This window comes from Ruegeria sp. CRTD044 (assembly GCF_059613485.1).
In genome coordinates, this window is the sequence record NZ_JBXWSP010000003.1 from 273,610 (window position 1) to 299,858 (window position 26,249).

At 61.9% G+C, this 26,249-nt stretch carries 31 protein-coding genes; 12 read left to right on the top strand and 19 right to left on the bottom strand.

From position 1 onward, the window contains the following. Positions 1–33: 33 nt before the first annotated feature. The 6 genes from infB to pip form a co-directional block, all read right to left on the bottom strand. Positions 34–2,520: a translation initiation factor IF-2 gene (gene infB / locus AC2FNL_RS02355; RefSeq protein ID WP_170342418.1), complete on the bottom strand. Its 2,487-nt coding sequence runs from the start codon at positions 2,518–2,520 to the stop codon at positions 34–36. 8 nt (positions 2,521–2,528) lie between these two features. Then, complete coding sequence (locus AC2FNL_RS02360; protein WP_496832127.1) at positions 2,529–3,152, bottom strand: RNA-binding protein; 624 nt, start codon at positions 3,150–3,152, stop codon at positions 2,529–2,531. 22 nt (positions 3,153–3,174) lie between these two features. Further along, positions 3,175–4,794: a transcription termination factor NusA gene (gene nusA, locus AC2FNL_RS02365; protein ID WP_093963624.1), complete on the bottom strand. Its 1,620-nt coding sequence runs from the start codon at positions 4,792–4,794 to the stop codon at positions 3,175–3,177. After that, positions 4,794–5,384 (bottom strand): ribosome maturation factor RimP, encoded by a 591-nt coding sequence (gene rimP, locus AC2FNL_RS02370; RefSeq protein WP_093963625.1) that lies wholly within the window; start codon positions 5,382–5,384, stop codon positions 4,794–4,796. The genes nusA and rimP overlap by 1 nt, the downstream gene beginning before the upstream one ends. 182 nt (positions 5,385–5,566) lie before the next feature. Further along, a complete protein-coding gene (locus tag AC2FNL_RS02375; protein ID WP_496832130.1) occupies positions 5,567–6,388 on the bottom strand; it encodes an ABC transporter substrate-binding protein in 822 nt (273 codons plus the stop codon). After that, a complete protein-coding gene (gene pip, locus AC2FNL_RS02380) occupies positions 6,385–7,362 on the bottom strand; it encodes a prolyl aminopeptidase (protein ID WP_496832132.1) in 978 nt (325 codons plus the stop codon). The genes AC2FNL_RS02375 and pip overlap by 4 nt, the downstream gene beginning before the upstream one ends. Positions 7,363–7,410: 48 nt before the next feature. Here pip and ubiG point away from each other — a divergent pair, with 48 nt between their 5' ends. Next, positions 7,411–8,157, top strand: coding sequence for a bifunctional 2-polyprenyl-6-hydroxyphenol methylase/3-demethylubiquinol 3-O-methyltransferase UbiG (gene ubiG / locus AC2FNL_RS02385; protein WP_496832134.1), 747 nt, complete (start codon positions 7,411–7,413; stop codon positions 8,155–8,157). A gap of 3 nt (positions 8,158–8,160) precedes the next feature. On the opposite strand, the gene AC2FNL_RS02390 is transcribed toward ubiG, so the two are convergent. Genes AC2FNL_RS02390 through AC2FNL_RS02405 form a run of 4 tightly spaced genes read right to left on the bottom strand, consistent with a single transcriptional unit; the run spans position 8,161 to position 10,403 of the window. Next, the gene (locus AC2FNL_RS02390) at positions 8,161–8,601 is read right to left on the bottom strand and encodes a MarR family winged helix-turn-helix transcriptional regulator (RefSeq protein WP_170343133.1); all 441 of its coding nucleotides are present in this window, start codon (positions 8,599–8,601) and stop codon (positions 8,161–8,163) included. Positions 8,602–8,615: 14 nt separating this feature from the next. Continuing rightward, entirely contained in the window at positions 8,616–9,446 is an 831-nt protein-coding gene (locus AC2FNL_RS02395; protein WP_496832136.1) for a carbon-nitrogen hydrolase family protein, read from the bottom strand. Then, on the bottom strand, positions 9,446–9,703 hold the full coding sequence (gene grxC / locus AC2FNL_RS02400; protein WP_170342430.1) for a glutaredoxin 3: 258 nt from the start codon (positions 9,701–9,703) through the stop codon (positions 9,446–9,448). The genes AC2FNL_RS02395 and grxC overlap by 1 nt, the downstream gene beginning before the upstream one ends. A gap of 37 nt (positions 9,704–9,740) precedes the next feature. Further along, positions 9,741–10,403 carry a ComF family protein gene (locus AC2FNL_RS02405; protein ID WP_496832265.1) on the bottom strand — a complete coding sequence of 221 codons (663 nt, stop codon included), beginning with the start codon at positions 10,401–10,403 and terminating at the stop codon, positions 9,741–9,743. 82 nt (positions 10,404–10,485) lie between these two features. Between AC2FNL_RS02405 and AC2FNL_RS02410 the strand changes: the two genes are divergently transcribed. Together AC2FNL_RS02410 and hemH are read left to right on the top strand one after the other, a co-directional pair. Beyond that, positions 10,486–11,316 (top strand): methyltransferase domain-containing protein, encoded by an 831-nt coding sequence (locus tag AC2FNL_RS02410; RefSeq protein WP_170596180.1) that lies wholly within the window; start codon positions 10,486–10,488, stop codon positions 11,314–11,316. A 55-nt stretch (positions 11,317–11,371) separates the two neighbouring features. After that, positions 11,372–12,421 carry a ferrochelatase gene (hemH, locus tag AC2FNL_RS02415; protein ID WP_496832139.1) on the top strand — a complete coding sequence of 350 codons (1,050 nt, stop codon included), beginning with the start codon at positions 11,372–11,374 and terminating at the stop codon, positions 12,419–12,421. A gap of 74 nt (positions 12,422–12,495) precedes the next feature. Here hemH and AC2FNL_RS02420 read toward each other — a convergent pair whose 3' ends face one another. Both AC2FNL_RS02420 and AC2FNL_RS02425 read right to left on the bottom strand, forming a co-directional pair. Then, the gene (locus AC2FNL_RS02420; protein ID WP_005979327.1) at positions 12,496–12,678 is read right to left on the bottom strand and encodes a hypothetical protein; all 183 of its coding nucleotides are present in this window, start codon (positions 12,676–12,678) and stop codon (positions 12,496–12,498) included. A gap of 138 nt (positions 12,679–12,816) precedes the next feature. Then, on the bottom strand, positions 12,817–13,416 hold the full coding sequence (locus tag AC2FNL_RS02425) for a L,D-transpeptidase (RefSeq protein WP_093963635.1): 600 nt from the start codon (positions 13,414–13,416) through the stop codon (positions 12,817–12,819). 169 nt (positions 13,417–13,585) lie between these two features. On the opposite strand from AC2FNL_RS02425, the gene dalA reads away from it, so the two are divergent. Further along, on the top strand, positions 13,586–14,104 hold the full coding sequence (dalA, locus tag AC2FNL_RS02430; protein WP_093963636.1) for a divisome-associated lipoprotein DalA: 519 nt from the start codon (positions 13,586–13,588) through the stop codon (positions 14,102–14,104). A 59-nt stretch (positions 14,105–14,163) separates the two neighbouring features. Here the strand turns inward: dalA and ptsN are convergent, their stop codons facing one another. The 7 genes from ptsN to AC2FNL_RS02465 all read right to left on the bottom strand — a co-directional run bounded on the left by ptsN (position 14,164) and on the right by AC2FNL_RS02465 (position 18,945). Next, complete coding sequence (gene ptsN / locus AC2FNL_RS02435) at positions 14,164–14,628, bottom strand: PTS IIA-like nitrogen regulatory protein PtsN (protein ID WP_093963782.1); 465 nt, start codon at positions 14,626–14,628, stop codon at positions 14,164–14,166. Between the two features lie 56 nt (positions 14,629–14,684). After that, positions 14,685–15,248, bottom strand: a complete 564-nt coding sequence (hpf, locus tag AC2FNL_RS02440) for a ribosome hibernation-promoting factor, HPF/YfiA family (protein WP_170342438.1) — start codon at positions 15,246–15,248, stop codon at positions 14,685–14,687. A gap of 252 nt (positions 15,249–15,500) precedes the next feature. Continuing rightward, on the bottom strand, positions 15,501–16,259 hold the full coding sequence (gene lptB, locus AC2FNL_RS02445; protein ID WP_496832143.1) for an LPS export ABC transporter ATP-binding protein: 759 nt from the start codon (positions 16,257–16,259) through the stop codon (positions 15,501–15,503). Then, positions 16,259–16,699, bottom strand: a complete 441-nt coding sequence (locus tag AC2FNL_RS02450; RefSeq protein ID WP_254920180.1) for an LptA/OstA family protein — start codon at positions 16,697–16,699, stop codon at positions 16,259–16,261. The genes lptB and AC2FNL_RS02450 overlap by 1 nt, the downstream gene beginning before the upstream one ends. A 54-nt stretch (positions 16,700–16,753) precedes the next feature. After that, positions 16,754–17,353 (bottom strand): LPS export ABC transporter periplasmic protein LptC, encoded by a 600-nt coding sequence (gene lptC / locus AC2FNL_RS02455; protein ID WP_093963640.1) that lies wholly within the window; start codon positions 17,351–17,353, stop codon positions 16,754–16,756. A gap of 12 nt (positions 17,354–17,365) precedes the next feature. Continuing rightward, the gene (locus AC2FNL_RS02460; protein ID WP_170342439.1) at positions 17,366–18,334 is read right to left on the bottom strand and encodes a KpsF/GutQ family sugar-phosphate isomerase; all 969 of its coding nucleotides are present in this window, start codon (positions 18,332–18,334) and stop codon (positions 17,366–17,368) included. Further along, a complete protein-coding gene (locus AC2FNL_RS02465) occupies positions 18,331–18,945 on the bottom strand; it encodes a ribonuclease D (protein WP_496832146.1) in 615 nt (204 codons plus the stop codon). The genes AC2FNL_RS02460 and AC2FNL_RS02465 overlap by 4 nt, the downstream gene beginning before the upstream one ends. A gap of 132 nt (positions 18,946–19,077) precedes the next feature. Here AC2FNL_RS02465 and AC2FNL_RS02470 point away from each other — a divergent pair, with 132 nt between their 5' ends. The 8 genes from AC2FNL_RS02470 to AC2FNL_RS02505 all read left to right on the top strand — a co-directional run bounded on the left by AC2FNL_RS02470 (position 19,078) and on the right by AC2FNL_RS02505 (position 26,242). Beyond that, the gene (locus tag AC2FNL_RS02470; protein ID WP_496832148.1) at positions 19,078–19,332 is read left to right on the top strand and encodes a metal-sensing transcriptional repressor; all 255 of its coding nucleotides are present in this window, start codon (positions 19,078–19,080) and stop codon (positions 19,330–19,332) included. Continuing rightward, positions 19,332–20,651 carry an MFS transporter gene (locus AC2FNL_RS02475; RefSeq protein WP_496832150.1) on the top strand — a complete coding sequence of 440 codons (1,320 nt, stop codon included), beginning with the start codon at positions 19,332–19,334 and terminating at the stop codon, positions 20,649–20,651. Before AC2FNL_RS02470 ends, AC2FNL_RS02475 begins: the two co-directional genes overlap by 1 nt. 56 nt (positions 20,652–20,707) lie before the next feature. After that, on the top strand, positions 20,708–21,136 hold the full coding sequence (locus tag AC2FNL_RS02480; RefSeq protein WP_496832152.1) for an Lrp/AsnC family transcriptional regulator: 429 nt from the start codon (positions 20,708–20,710) through the stop codon (positions 21,134–21,136). Between the two features lie 72 nt (positions 21,137–21,208). Next, positions 21,209–21,913 (top strand): transglycosylase SLT domain-containing protein, encoded by a 705-nt coding sequence (locus AC2FNL_RS02485; protein ID WP_496832154.1) that lies wholly within the window; start codon positions 21,209–21,211, stop codon positions 21,911–21,913. 63 nt (positions 21,914–21,976) lie between these two features. Further along, on the top strand, positions 21,977–24,004 hold the full coding sequence (flhA, locus tag AC2FNL_RS02490; RefSeq protein ID WP_496832267.1) for a flagellar biosynthesis protein FlhA: 2,028 nt from the start codon (positions 21,977–21,979) through the stop codon (positions 24,002–24,004). Beyond that, the gene (locus AC2FNL_RS02495) at positions 24,001–24,774 is read left to right on the top strand and encodes a flagellar biosynthetic protein FliR (protein WP_496832156.1); all 774 of its coding nucleotides are present in this window, start codon (positions 24,001–24,003) and stop codon (positions 24,772–24,774) included. Before flhA ends, AC2FNL_RS02495 begins: the two co-directional genes overlap by 4 nt. Beyond that, positions 24,771–25,859 (top strand): flagellar type III secretion system protein FlhB, encoded by a 1,089-nt coding sequence (gene flhB, locus AC2FNL_RS02500; RefSeq protein ID WP_496832158.1) that lies wholly within the window; start codon positions 24,771–24,773, stop codon positions 25,857–25,859. The genes AC2FNL_RS02495 and flhB overlap by 4 nt, the downstream gene beginning before the upstream one ends. After that, the gene (locus tag AC2FNL_RS02505) at positions 25,856–26,242 is read left to right on the top strand and encodes a hypothetical protein (protein ID WP_496832160.1); all 387 of its coding nucleotides are present in this window, start codon (positions 25,856–25,858) and stop codon (positions 26,240–26,242) included. The genes flhB and AC2FNL_RS02505 overlap by 4 nt, the downstream gene beginning before the upstream one ends. The last annotated feature ends 7 nt before the right edge of the window (positions 26,243–26,249 follow it).

Consider the following 26,249-nt stretch of genomic DNA (forward strand, 5'->3'; position numbering starts at 1 on the left):
TGGGAACCGCCGTTTCTTTCAATTTCGACCGGATCAATCCAGCGTGCGGGTAACTTCCTCACGCTCGAAGATCTCGATCACGTCGCCGGGGCGGATATCGTCGTAGTTCTCGAACGCCATACCGCATTCCTGACCCGACTGAACCTCGGCCACTTCGTCCTTGAAGCGCTTCAGCGTCTTCAGCGTGCCTTCGTGGATCACCACGTTGTCGCGCAGCAGGCGCACGCCGGCCGAACGGCGGGCAACGCCCTCGGTGACCAGACAGCCGGCAACCTTGCCGACGCCGGTGACCTTGAACACTTCCTTGATCTCGGCATAGCCGATGAACTTTTCGCGGATCTCGGCGCTCAGCAGGCCCGAGGCAGCGGCTTTGACGTCATCCACCAGGTCGTAGATCACCGAGTAGTAGCGGATCTCGACGCCCTTCTGGTTGGCGGTGTTGCGTGCCGAAGCATTTGCCCGCACGTTGAAGCCAAAGACCGGAGCACCCGACGCTTCGGCCAGGCCGATATCGGTTTCGGTGATGGCGCCGACGCCCGAGTGCAGCACGCGTACGCGCACCTCGTCGTTGCCGATCTTCTCCATCGCCTGCACGATCGCCTCGGCCGAGCCCTGCACGTCGGCCTTGACCAGAATGGGCAGCTCGGCCACGTTCTCGTCTTCCTTGGCCTTCTGCATCAGCTGTTCCAGCGTGGTCGCGGCACCGGCGGCGGCGCGCTTGTCCTTGGCGACCTGCGCGCGGTACTCGGCGATCTCGCGGGCCTGCGCCTCGGTCTCGGTCACGTTCAGAACGTCACCGGCCTCGGGCGTACCGTTGAGACCCAAGACCTCGACCGGAACCGAAGGACCGGCCTCCTGAACGCGCTCGCCCTTGTCGTTGATCAGCGCGCGGACCTTGCCGTACTGCTCGCCCACGACGAAGATGTCGCCCTGGCGCAGCGTGCCCTTCTCGACCAGCACGGTCGCGACAGGGCCGCGGCCCACATCCAGCTGCGCCTCGATCACAGCACCTTGCGCGGCGCGGTTCGGGTTGGCCTTCAGCTCCAGAATCTCGGCCTGCAGCGCGATGGCTTCCAGTAGATCGTCCAGACCCTGTCCCGTGATGGCCGAAACTTCGACATCCTGAACCTCGCCCGACATCTTTTCGACGACGATCTCGTGCTGCAGCAGGTCGGTGCGCACCTTGTCCGGGTTCGCATCGGGCTTGTCGATCTTGTTGATCGCCACGATCATCGGAACACCGGCGGCCTTGGCGTGGTTGATTGCCTCGACCGTCTGCGGCATCACCGCGTCATCCGCCGCAACCACCAGCACCACGATATCCGTTACCTGAGCACCGCGCGAGCGCATCGAGGTAAAGGCCGCGTGGCCCGGCGTGTCCAGGAAGGTCAGCGTGGTGCCGTCGTTGGTCTGCACCTGATAGGCGCCGATATGCTGGGTAATGCCACCGGCCTCGCCCGCAACGACTTTCGCGTCGCGGATCGCGTCCAACAGCGAGGTCTTCCCGTGGTCGACATGACCCATGATGGTAATGACCGGCGGACGGGGCTGCAGGTCTTCATCCTTGTCTTCGACATCCGAGATTACATCCTCGACATCCGCGTCCGAAACCCGCACGACCTTGTGGCCGAATTCTTCGATGATCAGTTCGGCAGTGTCGGCGTCGATGGTCTGGTTCTGCGTGACCATCATACCCATGTTCATCAGCGACTTGACGACGTCGGCGACGCGTTCGGCCATACGATTGGCCAGTTCCGAAACGACGATCGCCTCGGGCAGCTGAACCTCGCGGATCACCTTTTCACGCTCGACCGAACCGCCCATGGCTTTCTGCCGCGCACGCTCCTGCTTGCGTTTCATCGCGGCCATGGACCGCTGGCGGCCACCTTCCCCACCACGCAGAGCCTGGTTCAGCGTCAGCTTGCCCGAGCGACGGCCGTCGTCGCGGCCCTTGCCGCGGGTCTGGCGCTGTTCGCGCTCGCGGTCGGTCTTGCGCGGCGTTTCCGCTGGCGCAGGCTTGCTGGCCGCGGGGGCCTTGGCCTTGGGTGCCTCTTTCGCAGCCGCGGCTTCTGCTGCGGCGCGCTGAGCGGCTTCTTCGGCCTCTTTCTGCTTGCGCTCTTCTTCCTCGGCTTTCTGCCGGGCTTTTTCCTCGGCCTCGCGCTGTTCGCGCTCCTTGGCTTCCTGTTCGGCGCGGCGGCGTTCACGCTCTTCGGCGCGCGCCTTTTCCTCGGCCTCGCGGCGTTCGGCTTCCTCGGCCTCACGGGCCTTGGCCGCCTGCAATGCCTTCAGGCGCCGATTCATCTCGGCATCGGAAATCCCGGCTGGCCGGCGCGAAGGATCACCCGACGGCGCAGCGCCACCGCTGGGCTTGGACGCTCCCGGCTTGGGAACCACCACGCGCTTGCGTTTGGTTTCCACCACGACATTCTTGGTACGTCCGTGGCTGAAACTCTGTTTCACATTCCCGGGGCGTGCCCCGCCACGAAGGCCCAATGTCTTTTTGCCGTCACTATCGCTCATAAAGCTTCTTACCCTTCCGCGCGGCCCTTGCCGCCGTCATCCATATCGCGCAAGCCACGCAGGCGCTGCGCTTCCTCTACAACACGTTTGGCGAGTCCGCCAGAGGCGAGCGCCGCATGAATCACCGTTTGGCGCCCAAATGCCGCCCCAAGCTCGTCTGCGGTCAGCCAGCCGATGTATTTCCCGAAATGCGGCGTGCTCAGCTTGGACTTGCCGCGCCCGGAACCATCGACCGCCTGAATCAGAACCCAGGCCTCTTCGCGATCAAGCCAGGACTTGACCTTTTCATACCCGGCGACCGCATCGCCGGATTTTCGCGCCAGACTGATCAACTCGATCACGCGGCGCGACAATTGACGCTCCACCTCGTCGACAAGGTTCTGCGGTACAGTCACCTGCGCCTTGAACCCGCGTGCAAACAGCTTCTTGCCGATGGCCGTGTCCAGCGCCTTGCGATCCGCCGAGACATAAACGCCCCGACCCGGCAACTTGGACGCGACATCCGGGAAAACCTGCCCATCCGGGCCGGTTACAAAGCGGATCAGCCCGTACCGAGGCTGCACCTCGCCCGTGGCGATGCATTTCCGCTCTGGCCCTTCGGACCGTTCCTTTTGGACGCCACCGCGACCCATGTGTGCCACCCGAGGCCTGGAATCAGGCCTCGGCCTCCTCGTCTGCTGCTTCGTCCTCGACGTCTGCCTCGGGCTGCTCCAGATCGGCGGGGTCGACCCAGCCCAACATGACCCGAGCGGTCATCACCAGATCCTGCGCCTCTTCCAGCGTCACGCCAAAGGGTTCGAGAATACCGTCATCCTTGACCCGCTGGCCATCAACCGTGGTCCAGCCTCCGGCCAGTTCCCAGTCAGCGCAGGTTGCAAAGTCTTCCAGCGTCTTGACGCCGTCCTTGGCAAGCGCCTCAACCATTTGGGGTGTCAGACCCTCAAATTCAATAAGGCTGTCCTCGGCACCCAGGCTGCGGGCGCTGTCCAGCGCCGCCTTGGCCTGCGCCTCGAGGAATTCGCGCGCACGCGCTTGCAGCTCGTTTGCGGTGCCTTCGTCGACGCCATCGATCACCAGCAGTTCGTCCAGCTCGACATAGGCCACTTCTTCCAGGTTGGTGAAGCCTTCCGAGACCAGCAGCTGGGCAAAGAACTCGTCCAGGTCCAGGCTGTCCATGAACAGCTGCGTGCGGGCTTCGAACTCCTTCTGACGGCGTGCCGATTCTTCGGCCTCGGTCATGATGTCGATGTCCAGACCGGTCAACTGGCTGGCCAGACGCACGTTCTGACCACGGCGACCGATGGCGAGGCTCAGTTGCTCTTCGGGAACCACAACTTCGATCTTGCCGGCTTCTTCGTCCAGAACCACCTTCGACACTTCCGCAGGCTGCAGCGCGTTCACAAGGAATGTCGGCTGGTCTTCATTCCACGGGATGATGTCGATCTTTTCACCCTGCAGCTCGTTCACGACGGCCTGCACGCGGCTGCCGCGCATACCAACGCAGGCGCCGACGGGGTCGATCGAGTTGTCATACGAGATGACCGCGATCTTGGCACGCGAACCGGGGTCACGGGCCACGGCCTTGACCTCGATGATGCCGTCATAGATTTCCGGCACTTCCATCTTGAACAGCTCGGCCATGAACTCGGGCGCCGTGCGCGACAGGAAGATCTGGTGACCGCGCGTTTCGCGGCGCACTTCCTTGATGTAGGCGCGCACCCGGTCATTGGGGCGATAGCTTTCGCGACCGATCTTGTCGTTGCGGCGCAGAACAGCCTCGGCCCCACCCAGATCGACGATCACGTTGCCGAATTCCTCACGCTTGACGGCGCCGTTGATGATGGTGCCGACACGATCCTTGAAGTCTTCGTACTGGCGGTCACGCTCGGCCTCACGAACCTTCTGCAGGATCACCTGCTTGGCCGACTGAGCCGCGATCCGGCCCATTTCCACCGGCGGGACCTCTTCCACGAATACATCACCAATCTCGGGCGATTCCATGTATTGCTTGGCCTGCTCGACGGTCATCTCGGCCTGATAGTTCTCAAGCTCGTCATCCGCGACCACGGTGCGGACCCGAGTAAAGGTTGCCTTACCGGTCTTGCGATCGATGGACACGCGAATGTCCATCTCGGCGCCGTAACGGCTCTTGGCGGCACGGGCGAGCGATTCCTCCATCGCTTCGACGACCAGACCGGGGTCGATCATCTTTTCGCGGGCCACGGCCTCGGCGGTCTGCAGCAGCTCCAGCTGGTTGGCTGAGGTGATTGCCATCAGTTCGTCTCCTCTTCGGACCCTTCGGTCTCAATCTCGTCGAAAGCGTTTTCGTTCAGGGCGCCGGCGTCTTTGCGCTGGCGCAGCATTTCCTTGATCAGGTCATCGGTCAGGACCAGCTTAGCGTCGCTCAGCCAGTCGAATTGCAGACCGATGGTCACGGTCTCTTCGCCGTTGGGGATGTTGACCAGAACCTCATCCCCCTCGACACCGGCCAGTTCCCCCTTGAAGCGGCGGCGGCCGTCGATCAGTTCGGTCGTTTCCAGCTTGGCCTCGTAGCCCTCGAACATCTCGAAATCCTTCAGCCGCGTCAGCGGGCGGTCGATGCCGGGGCTGGACACCTCGAGCGTATAGGCGTCAAGGATCGGGTCCTCGACGTCCAGCGTAGCGCTGACCGCGTTCGAGATCTCGGCGCAATCATCCACCTCGATGCCGCCATCGGGCTTGTCGGCCATGATCTGCAGCGTGGTCTGCTTGCCGCTCATCAGACGGATACGGACCAGCTCATACCCCAGATCCTCGATCACCGGAGTGATGATCTCGGCCAGTCGTCGGTCGATCGCCGCCTTGGCTATCAGGTCATTTGTCATATGGTGCTCTACCCTTCGATCGGGCACAAAAAAACGGGCGCGCGGCCCGTCGAATTTTCCGGTGGAGCCTCGGACCAGAAGTCCGACGCGCCGCTGTTGCAACTGCATATACGCAGGACGCCCCGAGTCTGCAACCCCTGCCGTCAACCAACGGACAATCCGCGTCGGTTTTCAGGCCGGTTTCAGGCCATCCACCAGCGTTCCGCGACGCGCCCATCGTCCAACGGCGCGCCCCGCCCGATCCGGCGCGGCAGACCCACGGAGCCGGAGATCGCCAGCGACATCTCCGATTCGCTTGGGAAGAACCGCACGCCACCCAGACCGCGCAGCCCTTTCGCTGCCGGCAGCACCGACACGTCCACGTATCGGTCACGCAGCGCCTCGGCGCGCACGACCGGGTCGGGGATCACGATGATGTCGACCGCCTCCAGCCAGCCGGCATGGCCATCCTTGTAGTGGCCCGCGACCCGGCGGCCGCGGAAATGGCGCCCGTCCTCGGCGCGTTCGACCCGGTAACACCCGGTGCCGTTTGCCTGCTGCAGCGGCGAAACGCTCTGCCCGTCGCGGGTGATGACGAACCGGGTATCGGCCAGCATGAAAGGCAGGCCGGGGTTGGCCTCGGCCAGTTCGATCCGGATGCGGTCCGGCGCCAGGGCTTCGGCGCGCCCGACCTCGGACAGGACCGCCAGAACATCTCCGGCCGTCAGCGCCACACCGTCGTGAAACACCGCATCGGCACGCAGGTCGAAGGTCCAGACCCGGGCCTCGGAATCGGTCTGCCATGCGGTCGCCAGCTCGCCGCGCAGAGTGCCGTCCGGCGCGATCTCGGTCAGGGTGTCGAACACCGCACCCCGGGCCAGCCGGTCCAGGCTGTCGTCACGCGGCACGGCGATGCGCAGCACGCCGCCCGATTTCGGCGTATCCGCCAGCGAGGCCCCCGTCGCGGCCAGCAGGGCTGCAGCGGCACCCGAGGTGAACAGGGCACGGCGGTCGATGCGGGTCATGCCACCTCCTGCGCGGTTCGGTCCATGATGCGCACCAGTTCGGCGCTGATCCCGGGCTCCGACAGGGCGTGACCAGCCTGCCGCACCATCTTCAGCTCGGCCTCGGGCCATTTCTCGGCCAGGCTCCAGGCCGCCTGCGGGGGGCAGATCATATCGTAACGGCCCTGCACGATATGGCCGGGGATATGCGCGATCCGGTCCATCCGGTCCAGAATCTGGCCGTCATACTCCAGAAACGCCTTGTTTATGAAATAGTGATTCTCGAGCCGCGCGAAGGTGCGCGCATATTCGCCGGGGCTTTCACCGACGGCGCCGTTCGTGTGGATCGAGGCCAGCGCGTTTTCCCAATGCGACCAGGCGCGGGCGTACAGGATTTCGGTCGCGCGATCGCCCGAAAACAACCGCTTGTTGTAGGCGCCGATGGTGTCGGACAGTTCCGAGTCGCGCAGCAGCGAGGTGAAGCGCGCCCATTGCTCGGGCCAGAACTTGCCGGCCCCGCCGCCATAGAACCAGTCGAGTTCCGCCTGCGTGGCCAGAAACACGCCACGCAGAACCAGGCGGGTCACCCGGTCGGGATGGGTTTGGGCATAGATCAGCGCCAGCGTGGCGCCCCAGCTGCCGCCGAATACGATCCAGTCGTCGATCTCGAACAGTTTCCGAAGACGCTCGATATCGGCCACCAGGTGCCACGTCGTGTTGTTCTCGACCGAGGCCGTGGGCCGCGACCGGCCGCAGCCGCGCTGGTCGAACAGAATCACCCGGTAGACCTCGGGGTCGAAATAGCGCCGCATGGCCGGGCTGCAGCCGCCGCCGGGGCCGCCATGCAGAACCACCACGGGAATCCCGTCGGGATTGCCGCATTGTTCCACATATATGCGGTGCCCGTCGCCCATATCCACCACGCGCTGGTCGAACGGATCGACCGGCGGGTAAAGATATTGCACTGCGCGCTTTTGGTCCGGGTACTTGTCCATTATGGCCCTATATAGTCCTACAGCGTAAAAGAGCACACGGAGACAGGAATGCAAGCGCATCCGAACACGGTGGATCCGTCCGAGATCGCAAAATTCGAGGCCATGGCCGCTGAATGGTGGGACCCGCACGGGAAATTCAAACCTCTGCACATGCTCAATCCGAGCCGTCTGGATTATATCACACAGCAGATCGCGGGCGAATTTGACCGGGATCTGACGGCTGCGAAACCGTTCCAGGGCCTGCGCCTGCTGGATATCGGCTGCGGCGGCGGGCTGCTGAGCGAGCCGATGGCGCGGCTGGGGGCCGAGGTCGTGGGCGCCGACGCCGCCGAGCGCAACCTGCCCGTGGCCCGCATCCACGCCGAGCAATCCGGCCTGCAGATCGACTATCGCCACACCACCGCCGAGGCATTGGCCGACGCGGGTGAACAGTTCGACGTGGTCCTGAACATGGAGGTTGTCGAGCATGTGGCCGACCCGCTGGCCTATCTGACCGCCACGCAACAGCTGCTGAAACCCGGCGGGCTGGAAATCTGTTCGACCATCAACCGCAATCCGAAATCCTATGCGATGGCGATTTTCGGGGCCGAGGTCGTCATGCGCTGGCTGCCGCGCGGCACGCATGAATGGTCCAAGTTCATCACCCCGGACGAGCTGTTCGATCTGCTGCGTCAGGCCGGTCTGGACCCGGTGGACCGAAAGGGATTCGTGTTCAACCCGATCACCTGGAGCTGGTCGATCTCGGACCGGGATCTGAGCGTGAACTACGTCACCGCCAGCGTGAAGCCGGGCTGAGGCCTATTCCTCTTCCAGCTTCATGCGCAGGTCGCGCAGAACCGGCAGGGTCGTGCGCACACGCTCAAGGCCCAGCTCGCCCACGACCCGGTTGATCAGAGGCGCGATGGCCGAGATCGCCTGATCGCGCGCTCGGCGGCCGGCCGGGCTGATCGCCACCATCTTGCGGCGGGCATCGTCCCAATCGGGGCGGATGTGGATGTATCCGGCCCATTCCAGCTTGGCCAAGGTGTTGGTCATCGCCCCACGGGTCACGTGGAATGTGCTGGCCAGTTGGGCAGGCGTCCGCTCGCCCCCCACGAACACCAGGTGGTTCAGCACCGAGAAATGCGAAATTTCCATGCCCTTGGGCAGGACCCGGCTCAGCCGGTTCCGCAGCAATTGGTCCGCGGTCAGGATCTCGCTGAACAGCGCGACCGCCAGGGCGTTGGTTTCGTCAGTCATTACCCGGTTCTGGATCAGGGCCCGTCGAACGGGCGAACATGTGTCAGGGACGGCACGCGCCGCCGTGCCTCTGTAACAGACCTATCATCCAGATCAAAAAAGTGAATGCCGGTCTGAGTGCCTGCGTCGATCAGCACCTCGCCCCAGGGCGATACGACCATGCTGTGCCCGTGGGTATGGCGCGTCTTGCCCCGGGTCTTGGGGTGTTCTCCGGTCTGCGCGGGGGCAATGACCCAACAGCCAGTCTCGATTGCGCGGGCGCGCAGCAGCGGTTCCCAATGGGCCGCGCCGGTCACCGGAGAAAACGCCGCCGGAACCGTCAGGATCGTGGCCCCGCCCTGCGCCAGCGCGGCGTGCAGATGCGGGAACCGGATGTCATAGCAGATGGTCATGCCGACCTTGCCGAAGGCGGTCTCGGCGATCACCGCCCGCGACCCGGGGCGATAGCTGGCCGATTCGCGAAAGGTCTCGGTCTCGGTAACCTGCACGTCGAACATGTGGATCTTGTCATAGCGCGCGACGATCCCGCCCTGCGGGTCTATCATGAAGCTCCGGTTGGCGAACCGCCCGTCGGCGTCATGAGTCTTCAGCCCCAGTGATCCGATCAGCAGCCACACGCCCAATTCCGCCGCCTGTTCGCGCAGCCCCCCCAAGGTCTTGTCGTCTTCCTCGTGCTGCAACACCTCGCGCTGGCGCGTTCCGCTGGTCGAGACGCAGTTGGTGACCTCGGGCGTCAGGATGAACCTCGCGCCCCCGCTCGCGGCCTCGGCCATCATGGCGCGCACCATGTCCAGGTTCGCAGCCGGGTCGTCCGACGAGGTGATCTGCAGCAGCGCGGTTCTCATCAGGCGGCCAACAGCGGGTCCAGCTTGCCGGCCTGTTCGAGTTCGTACAGGTCGTCGCAGCCACCGACATGAGTGTCACCGATGAAGATCTGCGGCACCGTGCGCCGTCCGCCCGCCCGCTGGATCATCTCGGGCTTGCGTTTGGGGTTCATCAAAACGTCGATTTCCTCGAAGGCGACGCCTTTCTGGTTCAGCAGCCGTTTGGCCGCGTGGCAAAAGCCGCATAGCGGCGAGGTATAGATGACAACCGGTTTCATGGTCCGTTCCCTTGGATTTCGCGCAATCTAGGGGGAATTAGGCATCCTTGGCAACGCGCGCCAGTACCAACACGGAAATATCAGCCGCCCCGGCCGCTTGGCAGGCCCGGCTACAGGCCGCCAGCGTCGCGCCCGACGTCATGACATCATCCACCAGCAGAACAGACCGCCCGCGCAGAACCTGACCGCGGCGCGGATGCAATGTGATTGCTTCGCGCAGCGTTTCGGCACGCTCGGCCGCCGTTTTGCCTTCCAGCGGTGGGGTGCGCCGCTTGCGTCTCAACAGATCCGGACAGACCGGCAGGCCCGCCTCCTTTCCCAAGTGGAGCGACAAGAGCGCGGACTGGTTGTATCGGCGCTTCAGCAGCCGCGACCAATGCAGCGGCACCGGAGCGATCACCGTATCCGGTCGAAACAGCGTGCGACCTGCCTGCGCCATCCAACGCGCCGCAGGTTTTGCCAGTTCGGAACGATCCCCGTGCTTCAGGGCCAGAACCAGTGACCGCGCCCGCCCCTGATACAGCAATGCCGCGCGACCCTCGGCCCACGGTTGCGGGCGGCGCAAGCAATCATCGCAGTTGATTCGGTGACCATCATCGCTGCCAGGAACGGGCGCACCGCAACTGTGGCAAACCGTTCCGCCAATGAACGGGGTTTCGCGCCAGCACGGCCCGCACAAGCCGAAATCCGAGGCCGCCATCTCGCCGCAGCCGATGCAGCGCGGGGGATATACGACCTCGATCGCGGTTTGAATCCGCTGCCATATGCGATAATTGCGGCCTATGGATTTGCCAGCACCCAATGCACCCTCGCTGTTCGATCGCAAAGCGCTTGCGGCACACCGCGCGCGGATCAGCGACGAGGCCCTGTTTCTTCACCACGCCGCCATGGACGAGGTGCAGGATCGCCTTTCCATGGTTAACAAATCCTTTACCGCGCCAGCGATCGTAACCCCCTGCCCCGACATCTGGGCGCCGGTCCTGCCGGGCGCCAGGGTCGTGGCCGATGACGACGTGTTGGATCTCAATCCCGCTGCGCATGACTTGGTGGTTCATGCGATGGCCCTGCATTGGGCCAACGATCCGGTGGGCCAGCTGATTCAATGTGTCCGCGCGCTGCAGCCGGACGGTTTGTTGTTGGTGGTGTGTCTGGGCGGTGAAACCCTGCACGAATTGCGGGCAGCGCTGGGTCAGGCCGAGGTCGAGGTGACCGGCGGTCTCAGCCCCCGTGTCGCGCCGATGGCCGAGTTGCGAGATCTTGGCGCACTGCTGCAGCGTGCGGGTTTTGCATTACCTGTTGCGGACAAAGTGCCCCTGACTGCGACGTACCGCGACCTGTGGCACTTGATGCGGGACCTGCGCGCGATGGGTGAAACCAACGCCATGACCCAGCGGTTGAAACACCCGTCGCGCCGCGCGCTATTTTCCCGGGCCCAAGAGGTTTACGCCGCGCATTTCACGTCGCCCGAAGGCCGGCTGGCTGCCACGTTCGAGCTGATCTGCCTGACGGGCTGGGCGCCGGATGCCAGCCAGCCGAAGCCGCTGCGCCCGGGCTCGGCCCAGATGAGACTGGCCGACGCCCTTGGCACGAAAGAAGGCAAACTGTCCGATTGACCCGCTGACGGAACCGATTATGTCAGCTTCTAAACGAAAATTCAGGAAGCTTACAATGTTCGATGCCACCCGCCCGGAACACGCTCCGGCAGACCACCCAAAAGTGAAGATGGGCCGCGTCGGCGTTCTTCTGGCCAATCTCGGCACGCCGGATGACTACAGCTATTGGCCGATGCGCCGCTATCTGAACGAGTTCCTGTCCGACCGGCGGGTGATCGACTATCCGGCCTGGAAATGGCAGCCGATCCTGCAGGCCATCATCCTGACCAAACGTCCCTTCAGCTCGGGCGCGGCGTACAAGTCGATCTGGAACCACGACAAGGGTGAAAGCCCGTTGATGACCATCACCAAGGACCAGACTGCCAAGATGCGTGCGGCGATGCAGGAACGCTATGGTGACAAGGTCATGGTGGAGTTCTGCATGCGTTACGGAAACCCCTCGACCAAGTCGAAGGTTCGCCAAATGGTGGCCGAGGGCTGCGACCGCATCCTGTTCTTCCCGCTGTATCCGCAATATGCCGGCGCCACGACCGCAACCGCGAACGACCAGTTCTTTCGCGCACTGATGGACGAGGCGTGGCAGCCCGCCAGCCGCACGGTACCGGCCTATTTCGACGAGCCGGCCTATATCGACGCCCTGGCGCAGTCGGTCGAGCGCGCCTATGCGGCCATGGAGACCAAGCCGGACGTTCTGGTCTGTTCCTATCACGGCATGCCGGAACGCTATCTGATGCAGGGTGATCCGTACCACTGCCAGTGCGCCAAGACGTCACGGCTGCTGAAAGAGCGGCTGGGCTGGGCGGATGATCAGCTGGTGACCACCTTCCAGTCGCGATTCGGACCCGAGGAATGGCTGAAGCCCTACACTGTCGACCACGTCGCGGAACTGGCCCGGCAGGGCAAAAAGAACATAGCCGTAATTGCCCCGGCATTTTCTTCGGACTGCATTGAAACGCTGGAAGAGATCAACGAAGAGATCCGCGAAAGCTTTGAGCACGCCGGCGGTGAAAGCTTTACCTACATTCCCTGCCTTAACGACGAGGACGCGCATATCGCCGCCTTGGGCAAGGTTGTCGAGGACAACCTCAAGGGCTGGCTGGACTGAATCGGCCCGGGATTAAGCACGAAAAAAGGCGGTGGAGATCCACCGCCTTTCTTTTTTGTCGTAGTCCGTTGGACTTAGCCTGCGGCAACAGCTGCGGCAACAACGACCAGCAGGATCAGCGGCAGGATGATGCCCTGCGACGAGCCCTGGGTTTCTTCGACGACAACAGGTGCCTCAACAACCGGCTCTTCCAGGTTGCCAGCATATGCGGTCGAAGCAGCAGCGGTCAGTGCAGCAGCGAGTACAAGTTTCTTCATATTAACCTCCAGAGTTTGCGCGATCCCAATTGCGGAACCACACACCTAAGACTTACCTCGTGGTTTTTTCTAATCAGCAAAGCAGAACGAATGCAATTGCAACTTGCAGTGCAAGCGGGTTGGCGCGCGAAAATGTCGTCAAATTAGCAACACTTGCGTCCCGACCTTCGCCATGGCGTACAGCTCTGCGATGTTCTCGTTGAACAACCCGATGCACCCGTTCGACGACCGGCGGCCAATTTTCCGCGTATCGTGGGTTCCGTGGATCCGGTAATACTTCCAGCTGAGATACAAAGCGTGCGTCCCCAGCGGGTTATCGGGCCCCGGAGGGATGTAATCCGGCCATTCCGGGTTTCTTTTCTTCATCGACGGCGTCGGCGACCAGCTGGGCCCCTCGACCTTGCGGATGACACTCGTGCGACCGCGGCGGGTCAGTTCTTCGGTCAGCGGAACCGACGACGGGTACAGCTTGTAGACGGTTTGGTCTTCCGACCAGTAGTGCAAAGCGCGGGAAACGGTGTCGACCAGAATCGCCCCGTTCCGGGTGTTCGAGAAGTAGGGCTGCCATTGCTGCGCCTTGAAGCCCGACACATTGCGGCGAACGGCCGGTTCAGCCTCGGGTGCAGGGCGCAATGGGTCGCCCGGGATGTATTGGGCGATCGCCGGGCTGGCGAGCAAAGACGATGCGCCTGCGAGGAATCCGCGGCGGGACGAAGAGAAAACGCGTTTCTTGACCATGGTGACAGGTCCTCTGCGAAAGATGTGCAAGAATCCGCTCTATGTTATTGCCAGAATGCTTCAGTCGCAAATCAAACCGGCAGAATCATGCGGGTTCGTGCATTTGAGCCTTTGCTCATGGGCCGCTGGCAGGGTATTGCCAATTGGAAACAAGCAAACCGGACTCATCATGACGCGCATTTTTTCCCTGCTCTTGATTTGCCTTGTCGCACTGGCGGCATGTACCGACGTGAGCGGCACTTCAACCCTTGGCGCGGATGGACGCCCGCTGCCCAAAGCCTACAAGATCCGGGGCAATCCCGAAAAACTGCAGTTCCGCATGCTTGATTCCGTAAACGCCCTTCGGCAGGCGTCTGGACTGCAGTCGGTGCAGTTGAACGCGCAGCTGAACGCAGCGGCAGCGACACACGCCAAGGACATGTCGCGGCAGAACCGACCCTGGCATTTCGGCTCGGACGGATCTTCGCCACTCGATCGGGTGGCCCGTGCCGGTTATGCGGGCCGTTTCCTGGGTGAAGCGATTTCCGAGACCTACGAGACCGAAACCGAAACCCTGGCCGCGTGGATGCAGGAACCGGGTCCGCGATCGGTGATCATGGACCCGCAAGCAACCCAGATGGGGTTTGCATGGCATCAGGAAAACGGCGGGAAGATCTGGTGGACGCTCGAGATGGGAACTGGCGGTTAAGCATGGCCCAGACAAAAAAAGCCCCCGAAAACCGGGGGCTTTTTTCTTTCTAACAGGTCTCAGGCAGCTTGCATGGACTGGGCTGTGGTCAGGATCGCATACAGCTTGACCGGATCCGGGTTGGCCCGAAGCTTCGAGCAGACCGCGCTGTCGCGCAGCGTGCGCGATACCAGCGCCAAGGCCTTGAGATGCTCGACACCGGCGTCTTCCGGGGCGAACAGTGCAAAGGCCAGATCCACGGGCTGACGGTCGACCGATCCGAAGTCGATGGGCTTTTCCAGCATGACGAACACGCCGGCAACCGAGTCGATCTCGGACAAACGGGCGTGTGGCAGGGCAACACCATGGCCAACGCCGGTCGGCCCAAGGCTTTCCCGCTCCAGCAGGCAGTCTACGATAGTCTGCGGATCAAGTCCGAGTGCGCCCGCGGCAACGTCACCGATTTCCTGAAACAACCGCTTTTTGCTGGACGCTGCAGATAGCACGCGCACCGCCTCGGGCTTCAGTATGCTCGACAAATCCATGTTTTGCTCCACGGCGACGCCCCCAGAATCCGGGGGCCCCGCCCAATTCTTGCCTGTTACGGATCGATCCAGCCGATATTGCCGTCATCCCGGCGATACACGACGTTCAATCCGTCCTTGTTTTCATTCCTGAACACCAGCACCGGGGCGCCGGCCAATTCCATTTGCATGACAGCTTCGCCGACACTCAACGATGGGATCTTGGTTTCCATCTCAGCCACGATGATGGGCTGCAATGAGTCGGGTTCGTCGGCCACGTCCGATTCGTTCGAGGCGAGGATATAAGATGACGCTCCGAAGAGTTCAACCGGCTGAGCCCGTTCACGATGGTGGTCCTTGAGGCGACGCTTGTAGCGACGCAGCTGTTTCTCCATCTTTTCACAGCACGCCTCGAATGCTGCATAGATTTCGGTTGCATGTGCCTTGGCCTGGGCTGTCAGGCCCGTGGACATATGTATGGTGGTTTCGCACACATACTCATGCGCTGAACGGGAAAAGACGACGTTGGCATCCGTCGGTCGCTGGGCATATTTGCTCACGACCTCGCCCAATGCGTCCTGCACGTGTGTCTGCAAGGCTGCACCAATGTCGATCTGTTTGCCGCTGATTTGGTAACGCATGTGATCTCCTTCACAATTCACACCCATTATGACGTCACGTCGGGTGACATGCTTGTTTTTATCGGGTGGGGGGTAGAGACATGTTTCGCGGTTGTCCTCGGTAAGGCCCTTCGGAGAAGGGAGATCGAGATCCAGTCTGGAACCGCGAAAATGCCATGTCCCAATTGAGCCAAGAGGCGGCAGAAGAGTCAATCAAAACAGGAGTGTATATACGCGAATTCTGTCATGCGCCTGGCGCAATGACAACTAAGTCTATGAAATCTTGAAATTTTCACCCAGATACACGCGGCGGACATTTTCGTTTTCCACCACCTCGTCGGGCGATCCGGACATCAGCACCTGGCCGTCGTGCAGGATGTAGGCGCGGTCCACAATTTCCAGCGTTTCCCGCACGTTGTGGTCGGTGATCAGTACGCCGATTCCACGCTTTTTCAGAGCCGCCACCAGATGCCGGATATCGCCCACGCTGATCGGGTCGACGCCGGCAAACGGCTCGTCCAGCAGCAGGTATTTGGGGTCGGCGGCCAGACAGCGGGCTATCTCGACGCGACGGCGCTCACCGCCCGACAATGCAAGTGCAGGCGCCCGCCGCAAATGCTCGATCGAAAAGTCCGAGAGCAGCTCTTCCAGACGTTCCTTGCGGCGGTGCACATGCTTCACCGCAATGTCGAGCACGGCCGAGATATTGTCCTCGACACTCAAGCCGCGAAAGATCGACATTTCCTGCGGCAGATACCCGATGCCCATGCGCGCCCGGCGATACATCGGCAGCGTGGTCACATTCTGACCGTCCAACGTGACCGTTCCGGCCTCGGGGAACACCAGCCCGGCAACGGAATAGAACGTGGTCGTCTTGCCCGAGCCGTTCGGCCCTAGCAACGCAACGACCTCGGACCGGTCCAGTGTCATCGACACGTCCCGGATCACGGTCTTTTTGCGATAGGATTTGCGCAGTTTCTGAATCTTCAGACCCTGAGATCCTTCGGCAACGGACAGTTGCGGGCCCGCCATCAATTGCCGCCCTGCTGAAGGATCGTCTTGACCCGCCCCGACATGGTCGCGGTTCCGCTTGTCATGTTCGCAATCATCTGGTCGCCGCTGATCGTGCTGGGCCCCTGCGTCAGCAGAACATTGCCCTTCATCACGATCACACCCGAGTCGATGGTGTATTCCGCCCAGTCCCCCTCGGCGGCATCCGGCGGGCTGACAAGCACGACGTTTTCCGACGCCTCCATGCGTTCGATCCCCGACCGATCCTGGTTGTAGATCACCAACACGCGACCGGCGGACAGGCGCATTTCGCCCTGAACGACAATGACGTTGCCAAGAAACTCGGCCGAACCGTCCTCTTGATTTACGTTCAGTGTCTCGGATGTCACTTCGACCGGCAGACTGGGATCGGCCTTCACCGACCCAAAGGCCACCTGCGCTTCCTGCGCGGACGCTGGCACCGAACCCGCGGCCAAGGCGAAACAAACGAGGACGAAACGAAAATCAAACACAGTCTATCTTTCGGCTTTTTTCGGCTCATATAACAGCTTAACGCCATCTGTAAAAAGAATATGGACCGGTCCACCCTCTTTTTCAGCGCCAAATGTCATCCGCCCGGCCGAGAAATTGCCGATTGGCCCCGTTCCCTGCACCTGACCTGGCGTATCGCCCCGGATCTCGTCCAATGAAGTATTCAACAGGTCTGTCGTCACCCGTATACCGTCCGTGGTGGTGATCACCACGTCCCCGGTGAAGGTGGCCGTCGCCTTGTCCGGTCGGATCGACCCCGAGTTGGAATCCAGCGTGATCACCCCACCGTTCAGCAGGCCGAACCGGCCACGGAATTCCGTTGCTCTTGGATCGCTGTCGGCAGTTCCCTGGCTGGCCCGTACCGCCTCGACCTGGACATCTTCGCCCTTGCGGGTGGTCCCGCGATAGTTCGGGCGGGTCACAAGCTGCCCCTCAAGCCGTTCGTCGATATCCTGCTGGGTGAACGGACCCGAGACGTTGGTTTCGATGCTGCGCGACAGCAGGAATACCGTGGACAGCAGCAGAATCGCCGCCAGCGGCAACAGAACCTTCAGGAACTGCACCATTCGGGAATAGCGGTCCACCTGCGCCTCCTGTCAGCCCAGCCCGACGCGCAGGCAATCGTGAATATGCAGAAGGCCCTGCGCCAATCCCGGCTGTTCGGGGTCGACCACGAACAACGAGGTGATCTTGCGCGCGTTCATGATCGCCACGGCTTCTTCGGCCAGAGAATCCGGTGCGATCGTGGTCGGATTGCGTGTCATGACCTGAGCGGCTGTATTGTCCAGCAGCCCCTCCATGTGGCGCCGCAGGTCGCCGTCGGTGATGATGCCGGCAAGCTTGCCATCCGCGTCCGTCACCCCGACCACGCCAAAGCCTTTCTGGCTGATCTCGATCAACGCGTCGCTCATGGGTGTATCGGCAGAGACAAGCGGCACCGCATCGCCACTGTGCATCAGATCGCGTACTGCGCTCAGCTGCGCGCCCAGTTTGCCGCCCGGATGGAAGGCGCGGAAATCTTCTGGCTTGAAGTCACGATATTTCATCAGTGCAATCGCCAGCGCATCACCCATGGCCAGTGTCAGCGTGGTCGAAATCGACGGCACCATCCCATAACCGCAGGCCTCGCCAAGAGAGGGGATCAGCAAATGAACGTCCGCCTGTTTCATCAACGAGCTTTCGGGCTTGCTGGACAGGCCGATCAACGGAATGCCGAACCGGCGAGTGAAGGCCAGAAGATTGGCCAGTTCCGGCGCCTCGCCCGAATTGGAGATCGCCAGAACCACGTCTCCTTTCGACACCATCCCCAGATCGCCGTGGCTGGCCTCGGCCGGATGAACGAAATAGGCCGGCGTGCCGGTGCTGGCCAGGGTTGCGGCGATCTTGTGGCCGATGTGTCCCGACTTGCCGATGCCGCTGATGATGATCCGCCCTGTGGCCTGCAGGATCAGCTGAACGGCTTCGGCAAACCGGTCGTCAAGGCTGTCGGCCAAAACATCCAACGCCCGGGCTTCGTCGGTGATTACCTGACGGGCAACCTTCAGAAAGGATTCATTGTCTGTCATGAGTGCGCAAAAATATCCGTTTCAGGCCATCCGGCCAGATCCAGTCTGGCACGCATCGGCAGGAAGTCAAAACAGGCCTGCGCCATTTCGGTGCGCCCTTCACGCTCCAGACGCGCGTTCAAGGCATCACGCAGACGGTGCAGATACAGGACGTCGGAGGCCGCATAATCCAGTTGGGCCTCGGTCAGGGTCTCGGCACCCCAGTCGCTCATCTGTTGCTGTTTCGAGATATCGACGCCCAGCAACTCCTGACACAGGTTCTTGAGACCATGACGATCGGTATAGGTGCGCACAAGGCGGCTGGCGATCTTGGTGCAATACACCGGAGCGGCCAACGCCCCGAAGGCATGATACATCGCGGCAATGTCGAACCGCCCGAAATGAAACAGCTTCAGCACATCCGGGTTTTCCAGCATGGCACTCAGGTTCGGCGCCGAGGTTTGGCCCTTTTTGACCTGCACGATATGGCAATCGCCGTCACCCCCGGACATCTGAATCACGCACAGGCGATCCCGGTGCGGGTTGAGACCCATGGTCTCACAATCAATGGCCACGATCGGGCCCAGATCCAGCCCATCGGGCAGGTCGTTCTTGTACAGATGGTTCGCCACACGTGCTTCCTTCGTTCGGTATCGTCCCCGAAATAGGGTGTTTGGCCTGCAAACTCAACGCCATCCGGACCGATGCCACGATTGATCTCCGGCCGGCTTGATGCATCCCCATGGGGAGGATAGGGTTAATACATGAACCTTCACAAGCATTCAACATACCCGCAGATCATCGCGCGCCTGAAACGCGCACATGGGCATCTGGCCAAGGTCATCGCCATGCTGGACGACCAAGAGCCCTGTCCGGATATCGCTCAGCAGCTTTTCGCCGTGGAAAAGGCGATCACGAATGCCAAGCGGACAATGATCCATGATCATGTCGACCATTGCCTGGCTTCGGGCGACGCCGACTCGGTCGACGCCTTCAAGACCATCACCAAGTACCTGTGATGCTGAGCGTTTTGCAAAACCGGGTCTATCGTCACCTGCTTGCGGCGCAAATCGTGGCCTTGACGGGCACCGGTCTTGCCACGGTGGCCCTGGGGCTTCTGGCCTACGATCTGGCCGGAAGCTCTGCGGCCCTGGTTCTGGGTACGGCACTGACGATAAAGATGGTTGCCTATGTTACGGTCGCACCGGTGGCGGCGGCCATTGCGGAACGGCTAAACCGGCGAAAACTGCTTGTGACGCTGGACCTCATCCGCGCCGCAGTGGCGCTGTGCCTGCCGTTCGTGACCGACATCTGGCAGGTCTACGTTCTGATCTTCGTTCTGCAATCTGCCTCAGCCGGGTTCACCCCGGCGTTTCAGGCCACGATACCAGACGTTCTGACCGACCAGCAGGATTATACCAAGGCGCTGTCGCTGTCGCGCCTGGCCTATGATCTGGAAAGTCTGGTGAGCCCGATGCTGGCCGCGTTCCTGCTTGTCTTCGTCAGCTTCGACAGCCTGTTTCTGGGGACAAGCCTCGGCTTTGTCGCCTCGGCCTTGTTGGTCATGTCGGTTGCCCTTCCCTCACCCACGCCCGTCCGGCCGCGCGGGATCTTCGACCGCACGACCCGCGGCCTGCGGATCTATCTGGCCACACCACGCCTGCGGGGATTGCTGGCTTTGAGCTGGAGCGCCGCAGCACTCAGCGCGATGGTCTTGGTCAATACCGTCGTCATCGTGCGTGCAAGCCTGGGGCTGTCCGATAGTGCCGTGGCCATCGCGCTGGCCGGATTCGGCAGCGGGTCAATGCTGGCGGCATTTGCCTTGCCGGCGGTTTTGCGGCGGTCCGAGGACCGCAAAGTGATGCTGACGGGTGCGACGATTGCCACAGCGGCCTTGGCGTTTGCTGCAATCCTGTCTGCAGCTGTACCCATGAGCCTTGCCGGGCTGTCCGCAATCTGGGCACTGGTCGGCTTCGGATACTCGGCGACCCTAACCCCATCGGGGCGCCTGCTGACCCGTTCGGCCCATGCCGAAGACCGCCCGGCCGTATTCGCCGCCCAGTTCACCCTGTCGCATGCCTGCTGGTTGGTTCTCTACCCGCTGGCCGGATGGGTCATGACAGCGTTCGGTGCGACCGTAGCAATGGCTTTGTTGACCGTTCTGTCGCTGTGCGGTCTGGTCGGAGCCTTGTTGGCATGGCCTCGCGCCGAGCCGGGAGCGGTCATCCACCAGCATCCGGACCTGCCGATCGACCATCCGCACCTGTCGGGATCGGCAGAGCACGCACACCCGATCATCATCGACGACCTTCACCCCCGTTACCCGCATCAGCCTTGAGCGCAGGCGCCAAACTGGCATACACCCGAACCATCCCTTCGGAACACGGAGCATCGATGGACCAGCTTGATCGCCGCATCATTGCCGCGCTGCAACACAACGCGCGCGCCTCGACCACCCATATCGCGGCAACGCTCGGGGTGGCGCGGACTACGGTGCATGAACGTATCAGCCGGATGGAGAGAAACGGTGTGATCGCCGGATATTCAGTGATCCTGCGTCAGGCCGAGGACACGCCCAAGGTCCAGGTCGTTGTCCTGCTGGAGGTACAGCAGAAAGAAACCGCCCGCATCATCAAGCGGCTCGAAACCTATCCAGAGGTCAAGCTGTGCCTGTCGATCAATGGAGAATTCGATCTGTTGCTGTCCGCCGAAGCGCCGCGGATCGAGGATCTGGATATTCTGGTTGATGAGCTTGCGGCGATCCCGGGCGTGCTGCGGACCAACACCAGCGTGGTGTTCGGCCGCCGCATCGATCGGGGCTGAGGTCCCGATAACCCTCTGTAAACCCAAAACTGGCTAGCTTGGCCCGGACTTAAGAATCCCCGGACCGGCAGAATGCCAGAGCTCAAGTTTTTCATCTCGATCGCCGTTTGGCTGGCCGCCGCCGCGCCTGCTGCCATGGCATGGTCGGATGGCCACGCGATAGATGTCTGCGACCGGGCCGCGAGACGGGCGGCAATGGCCGAAGGTGTGCCGCAGGATATCCTGTTGGCCGTCACCCGAACCGAGACCGGGCGCACGATGAAGGGCCGCCTGACACCCTGGCCCTGGACCGTCAATGTCGAGGGCAAAGGGTACTGGTTCGCTACCGAGACCGAGGCCAAAGCCTTTGTCTTCGACGTGTTCAAAGCGGGTGCCCGCAGTTTTGATATTGGCTGTTTCCAGATCAACTACCGCTGGCATGGCAAAGCCTTCCGGTCCATAGACGCTATGTTTGACCCGGACCAGAACGCCGCCTACGCGGCGCAGTTCCTGAAGACGCTCCATGCCGAACAGGGTTCGTGGAGGCATGCGGTTGGCGCCTATCACTCGCGTACGCCGGGCCTTGCACAGGCTTATACGGACCGGTTTGAAACCATCCTGGCCAATCTCGACGGCGTACCGTCGGCGCAACCGAGACACACGGGGCGCGATCCGTTTTCACGGGCGGCCGCGCCTTTGATCCCGCCCGGTCGTGGCCGAACCGGGCCGGGCCGCTTGGGCTCATTGGTTCCCGCCTCAGCCGCTGCTGCCGCCTTCATCGCGTTTGATCAGGAGTGACGCGTGCCAAAGCTTGACGCCCGATCCCTGTTTTCACCCACCGTTTTACTGGCGTTGGCCTTGATGACGGTGATCGTCATGATGATCCTACCAATGCCATCCTGGGTACTGGACATTGGCCTTGCGGCCTCGTTCGCACTGGCCATCCTGATTTTCACCCTGATCCTGTTCATCGAGCGGCCGCTGGATTTCTCGTCCTTTCCAACGATCCTGCTGGCCTCGCTGATGCTGCGCCTGTCGCTCAACGTGTCGTCGACCAAGCTGATCATCGGGCAGGGTCATACCGGGCCGAACGCGGCCGGTGACGTCATCGAGGGCTTTGCCCAATTCGTCATGAGCGGCAGCATCTTCCTGGGCCTCGTGGTATTCGGTGTGCTGCTGATCGTGAACTTCATGGTGATCACCAAAGGTGCGGCGCGCATGGCCGAAGTCGGGGCCCGCTTTGCCCTTGACGGAATGCCGGGCAAACAGCTTGCCATCGACAGCGACATGTCTGCCGGCGCCATCGACCATCAGCAAGCCAAGGAACGGCGCGAGCTTGAGCAACAGGAAACCACCTTTTTCGGGTCGCTGGACGGGGCATCCAAATTCGTCAAGGGCGATGCAATTGCAGGGCTGCTGATTACCCTGCTCAACCTGGTGATGGGGTTGATCATGGGGGTGATCGTGCACAGTATGCCGGTCGCCTCGGCGTTTGAAACCTATGCGATCCTGACTGTTGGTGACGGGTTGGTCACGCAGATACCGGCTGTCATCATCTCCATCGCATCCGCCCTGTTGCTGGCCCGCGGTGGCACGCAGGGTGCAACCGACACCGCCTTGTTCTCGCAACTGGGGCGGCATCCGGCTGCGCTGGCAACCGTTGCGATCCTGATGGTGCTGTTTGCGCTGGTGCCCGGGTTGCCTTTTCTGCCATTCATTCTCGGTGGCGTGATCCTGGGCTATGCGGCCTTCGTTGTTCACAAAAAGCAATCAGCTGCCACAGAGGCGGCACAGATGCCGGCTTCGGACGCCGAGCCCAAGGCATCACAAGGCATCGGAGACGTCCTTGACCTCGACGACGTTCACCTCGAATTTGCCCCGGATCTGGTCAGTATGGTGTTGAACCCTGGCACCGGATTGGACGCCCGGATCGCCAACATGCGGACCTACGTGGCGTCGAGCTTTGGACTGATCCTGCCGGAGATCCGACTGACAGACCGGGCCGACTTGCCGACGGGCACTTACGTCATTCGTGTTCAGGGCGTCGAACAGGCCCGGGGGGTGCTTCACCCCGACCTGATCCTGGCGCTGGTGCAGGACGGGCTGGACCTGTTGCCGGAAGGCAATGACGTCACCGAACCCGTCTACGGCGCGCCCGCCCGATGGATCCTGCCCAAGGATCAAGAGGCCGCCGCGCTGAGCGGCGCAACCATCGTCACCCCGCCCGAGATTCTGGCCACCCATTTGCTGGAAATCATCAAGCAGAACTTCCCGCGCCTGCTGACCCTAAAATCCCTGCGTCGGCTCCTGTCCGAGATGACCCGCCTCAGCGACCCGGTCCGGGCCGAGGCGAACCGAAAGCTGCTGGACGAGCTGATCCCCGACAAAGTTCCGATTGACACCCTGCATGCGGTTTTGAGGCTGCTGCTCGAAGAACGGGTTTCGATCCGCAACATGGCGCTGATCCTTGAAAGCGTGGCCGAGGCGCGGATGACCACGACACAGCCTGAGGCGATCTGCGAGATCGTGCGCCAGCGACTGGGCTTCCAGTTGGTGGCGGACCTGAAGCGCGGCGACGGCTCGATCCCCCTGATCCAGCTGGCGCCGGAATGGGAGGAGACCTTCTCCACCTACCAGATCGACACTCCGAATGCTGCATTGGATGTGGCGCTGCCTCCCAATCTGTTCAACAAATTGGCCGATGGAATCGTCACGACGATAACACGCAGCGCGGATCAGGGCGTGTTCCCGGCGTTGGTAACCTCGACGCGGCGGCGCAGGTTGCTGCGTACTATCATACACGCGCGGGGAATTTCGAATCCTGTCCTGTCGTTCGAAGAAATCGGGCTCGAAGCGCGGCCGGCCTTGGTTGGAACGGTGCCGGCGTGATTGGGCTGCCGCCGGACTTGCTGGCTCAGCTGGGGGGCGTGCTGTGGTCCTCGTTTGCGGTTTTTCTCAGGGTTTCAGCGCTGGTTTCCCTGCTGCCAGCTTTCGGAGAGCGCAGCATTCCAACCCGCGTAAAGCTGGGGGTCGCAATGGTATTCACGCTGGTCGTCGCGCCGTCGGTTTCCATTGCCGTGCCCGACGGGGGCCTGATGCCGCTGGTTCAATTGGTACTGACCGAAATCCTGATCGGCCTGACCCTCGGGATCGGACTTCGGCTACTTGTGCTCGCCCTGCAAACCGCCGGGTCGATGGCCGCGCAAGCCACGTCGTTGTCGCAGATCCTGGGTGGCGCGGCTGCCGATCCGGCCCCGGCGATGGGACATTTTTTGACCCTGTCCGGGTTGGCCCTTGCCACACTGATGGGCGTTCACATCCGGGCGGCCCAATTCCTGATCGACAGCTATTCACTATTCCCGGTGGGTGCCGCCCCGACAGCGACCGATCTTTCCCGTTGGGGGGTGTCGCAGGTATCGCGCAGCTTTGCATTGGCCTTTGGACTGGCCATGCCGTTTGTCATTGCATCATTGATCTACAACCTGGCCCTGGGTGTCATCAACCGGGCCATGCCTCAACTGATGGTCGCTTTTGTGGGCGCGCCGGCGATCACCTTTGCCGGATTGTTCCTTTTGTTCGCGGGAGCGCCGATCATCCTTGCGGTCTGGTCTGACGTCCTGTTCCAGTACTTGCTTGATCCGATCGGAGCACCGGAATGAGCAGCACGGACGACGACACTGACAAGTCCTTCGAGGCGACACCACAGAAACTGCAGAAGGCTCGGGAAAAGGGTGAGGTCGTCAAATCAAATGACCTGTCCGCCGTTGCCGCCTATTCCGGCCTGACAATCGCTCTTTTGGCGGTCGGGCAGTTTTCGACCGAACATTTGGGATCATCCCTGATGGTCCTGATTGATCAGGCCCCGGAACTTTCACTGTTGTTGGCGTCTGGCAGCGCGGCTGCGCCCGTCGGCGGGCTGATGAAAAAGGTTGCCGTTTCCGCAGGCATTCTGTTGGCGGTTCCAGCGGCGCTTGTCTTGTTGAATTTGCTGGCGCAGCGCGCCCTGGTGTTTGCCCCAAGCAAGCTGACGCCGAAGACGTCACGCATTTCGATCCCATCCAATGCCAAGAACAAGTTCGGCCGTGCCGGGCTTTTTGAGTTCTTCAAAAGCTTCATCAAGCTGGTGATCTACAGCATATGCCTTGCCGTGTTTTTGAAATCCAACCTGGCGGACATCCTGACCGCTGCAGCCAGCCCCGTACGAGCCTCTATCCCGCTGATGATGAACCTTCTGTTTCGGTTCCTGTTCATCGTCGTCGCCGTCACGCTGGCCATCGGGGTCATCGACTACCTGTGGCAGTATTCCGAGCACATGCGCAAAAATCGAATGTCGCGCAAAGAACTGCAGGACGAGACGAAAGACTCGGAAGGCGATCCGCATGTCAAACAGCAAAGACGCCAGCGCGCGCAAGAAATTGCGACCAACCAGATGATGGCCGAGGTGCCAAAGGCCGATGTGGTCATCGTCAATCCCACCCATTTTGCGGTGGCATTGAAATGGACCCGCGCCCGTGGAACAGCACCCGTCTGCGTCGCAAAGGGCGTTGACGAAGTTGCCGCGACAATCCGCCGAACGGCGATGGAGTCAGGAGTTCCGATTCACTCGGATCCGCCGACGGCGCGGGCCCTGCATGCGACCGTCGAGATCGGAAAGGAGATAACGGAAGACCTGTATCGCCCGGTCGCTGCGGCCATCCGATTTGCCGAAGCCATGCGAAAACGCGCGAAGGGAGCGGTCGGATGACGCGCGCGAAGCTAAGGGATCTAGCGGCGGTCACGGCGGCTTCTTTCGAACGAGAGTTTCAGAAACTGAAACCGATACTTGAGGCCGAACGCCGCATTCAGGCACAGATCAGCGCGCTGAACGCTCAGGTCGCCCAAACGGCGTCGGACGCCGCGCAAACCCCTGGGTACCAGATCGCCGGCGCGGACGTCTTGTGGCACGGGTGGGAGTCCAGAACCCGGCGTGACCTCAACACTGAATTGGCGCGCGTCAGATCCCGGAAACTGGCAATGATGGAGGGCCTTCGCCGAGCATTCGGCCGCAAGCAAGCGGTTGAGTCGTTGCAGCGCGATCAAGAAACCGCGCTGCGCATTGCACGCGCCAGGAAACTGATGAACCAGTAAACCGAAA

Coding starts and splice junctions, on each gene's coding strand:
- infB (WP_170342418.1), bottom strand. CDS start 2,520: ATGAGCGATAGTGACGGCAAAAAGACATTGGGCCTTCGTGGCGGGGCA.
- AC2FNL_RS02360 (WP_496832127.1), bottom strand. CDS start 3,152: ATGGGTCGCGGTGGCGTCCAAAAGGAACGGTCCGAAGGGCCAGAGCGG.
- nusA (WP_093963624.1), bottom strand. CDS start 4,794: ATGGCAATCACCTCAGCCAACCAGCTGGAGCTGCTGCAGACCGCCGAG.
- rimP (WP_093963625.1), bottom strand. CDS start 5,384: ATGACAAATGACCTGATAGCCAAGGCGGCGATCGACCGACGACTGGCC.
- AC2FNL_RS02375 (WP_496832130.1), bottom strand. CDS start 6,388: ATGACCCGCATCGACCGCCGTGCCCTGTTCACCTCGGGTGCCGCTGCA.
- pip (WP_496832132.1), bottom strand. CDS start 7,362: ATGGACAAGTACCCGGACCAAAAGCGCGCAGTGCAATATCTTTACCCG.
- ubiG (WP_496832134.1), top strand. CDS start 7,411: ATGCAAGCGCATCCGAACACGGTGGATCCGTCCGAGATCGCAAAATTC.
- AC2FNL_RS02390 (WP_170343133.1), bottom strand. CDS start 8,601: ATGACTGACGAAACCAACGCCCTGGCGGTCGCGCTGTTCAGCGAGATC.
- AC2FNL_RS02395 (WP_496832136.1), bottom strand. CDS start 9,446: ATGAGAACCGCGCTGCTGCAGATCACCTCGTCGGACGACCCGGCTGCG.
- grxC (WP_170342430.1), bottom strand. CDS start 9,703: ATGAAACCGGTTGTCATCTATACCTCGCCGCTATGCGGCTTTTGCCAC.
- AC2FNL_RS02405 (WP_496832265.1), bottom strand. CDS start 10,403: ATGGCGGCCTCGGATTTCGGCTTGTGCGGGCCGTGCTGGCGCGAAACC.
- AC2FNL_RS02410 (WP_170596180.1), top strand. CDS start 10,486: ATGGATTTGCCAGCACCCAATGCACCCTCGCTGTTCGATCGCAAAGCG.
- hemH (WP_496832139.1), top strand. CDS start 11,372: ATGTTCGATGCCACCCGCCCGGAACACGCTCCGGCAGACCACCCAAAA.
- AC2FNL_RS02420 (WP_005979327.1), bottom strand. CDS start 12,678: ATGAAGAAACTTGTACTCGCTGCTGCACTGACCGCTGCTGCTTCGACC.
- AC2FNL_RS02425 (WP_093963635.1), bottom strand. CDS start 13,416: ATGGTCAAGAAACGCGTTTTCTCTTCGTCCCGCCGCGGATTCCTCGCA.
- dalA (WP_093963636.1), top strand. CDS start 13,586: ATGACGCGCATTTTTTCCCTGCTCTTGATTTGCCTTGTCGCACTGGCG.
- ptsN (WP_093963782.1), bottom strand. CDS start 14,628: ATGGATTTGTCGAGCATACTGAAGCCCGAGGCGGTGCGCGTGCTATCT.
- hpf (WP_170342438.1), bottom strand. CDS start 15,248: ATGCGTTACCAAATCAGCGGCAAACAGATCGACATTGGTGCAGCCTTG.
- lptB (WP_496832143.1), bottom strand. CDS start 16,259: ATGGCGGGCCCGCAACTGTCCGTTGCCGAAGGATCTCAGGGTCTGAAG.
- AC2FNL_RS02460 (WP_170342439.1), bottom strand. CDS start 18,334: ATGACAGACAATGAATCCTTTCTGAAGGTTGCCCGTCAGGTAATCACC.
- AC2FNL_RS02470 (WP_496832148.1), top strand. CDS start 19,078: ATGAACCTTCACAAGCATTCAACATACCCGCAGATCATCGCGCGCCTG.
- AC2FNL_RS02475 (WP_496832150.1), top strand. CDS start 19,332: ATGCTGAGCGTTTTGCAAAACCGGGTCTATCGTCACCTGCTTGCGGCG.
- AC2FNL_RS02480 (WP_496832152.1), top strand. CDS start 20,708: ATGGACCAGCTTGATCGCCGCATCATTGCCGCGCTGCAACACAACGCG.
- AC2FNL_RS02485 (WP_496832154.1), top strand. CDS start 21,209: ATGCCAGAGCTCAAGTTTTTCATCTCGATCGCCGTTTGGCTGGCCGCC.
- flhA (WP_496832267.1), top strand. CDS start 21,977: ATGACGGTGATCGTCATGATGATCCTACCAATGCCATCCTGGGTACTG.
- flhB (WP_496832158.1), top strand. CDS start 24,771: ATGAGCAGCACGGACGACGACACTGACAAGTCCTTCGAGGCGACACCA.
- AC2FNL_RS02505 (WP_496832160.1), top strand. CDS start 25,856: ATGACGCGCGCGAAGCTAAGGGATCTAGCGGCGGTCACGGCGGCTTCT.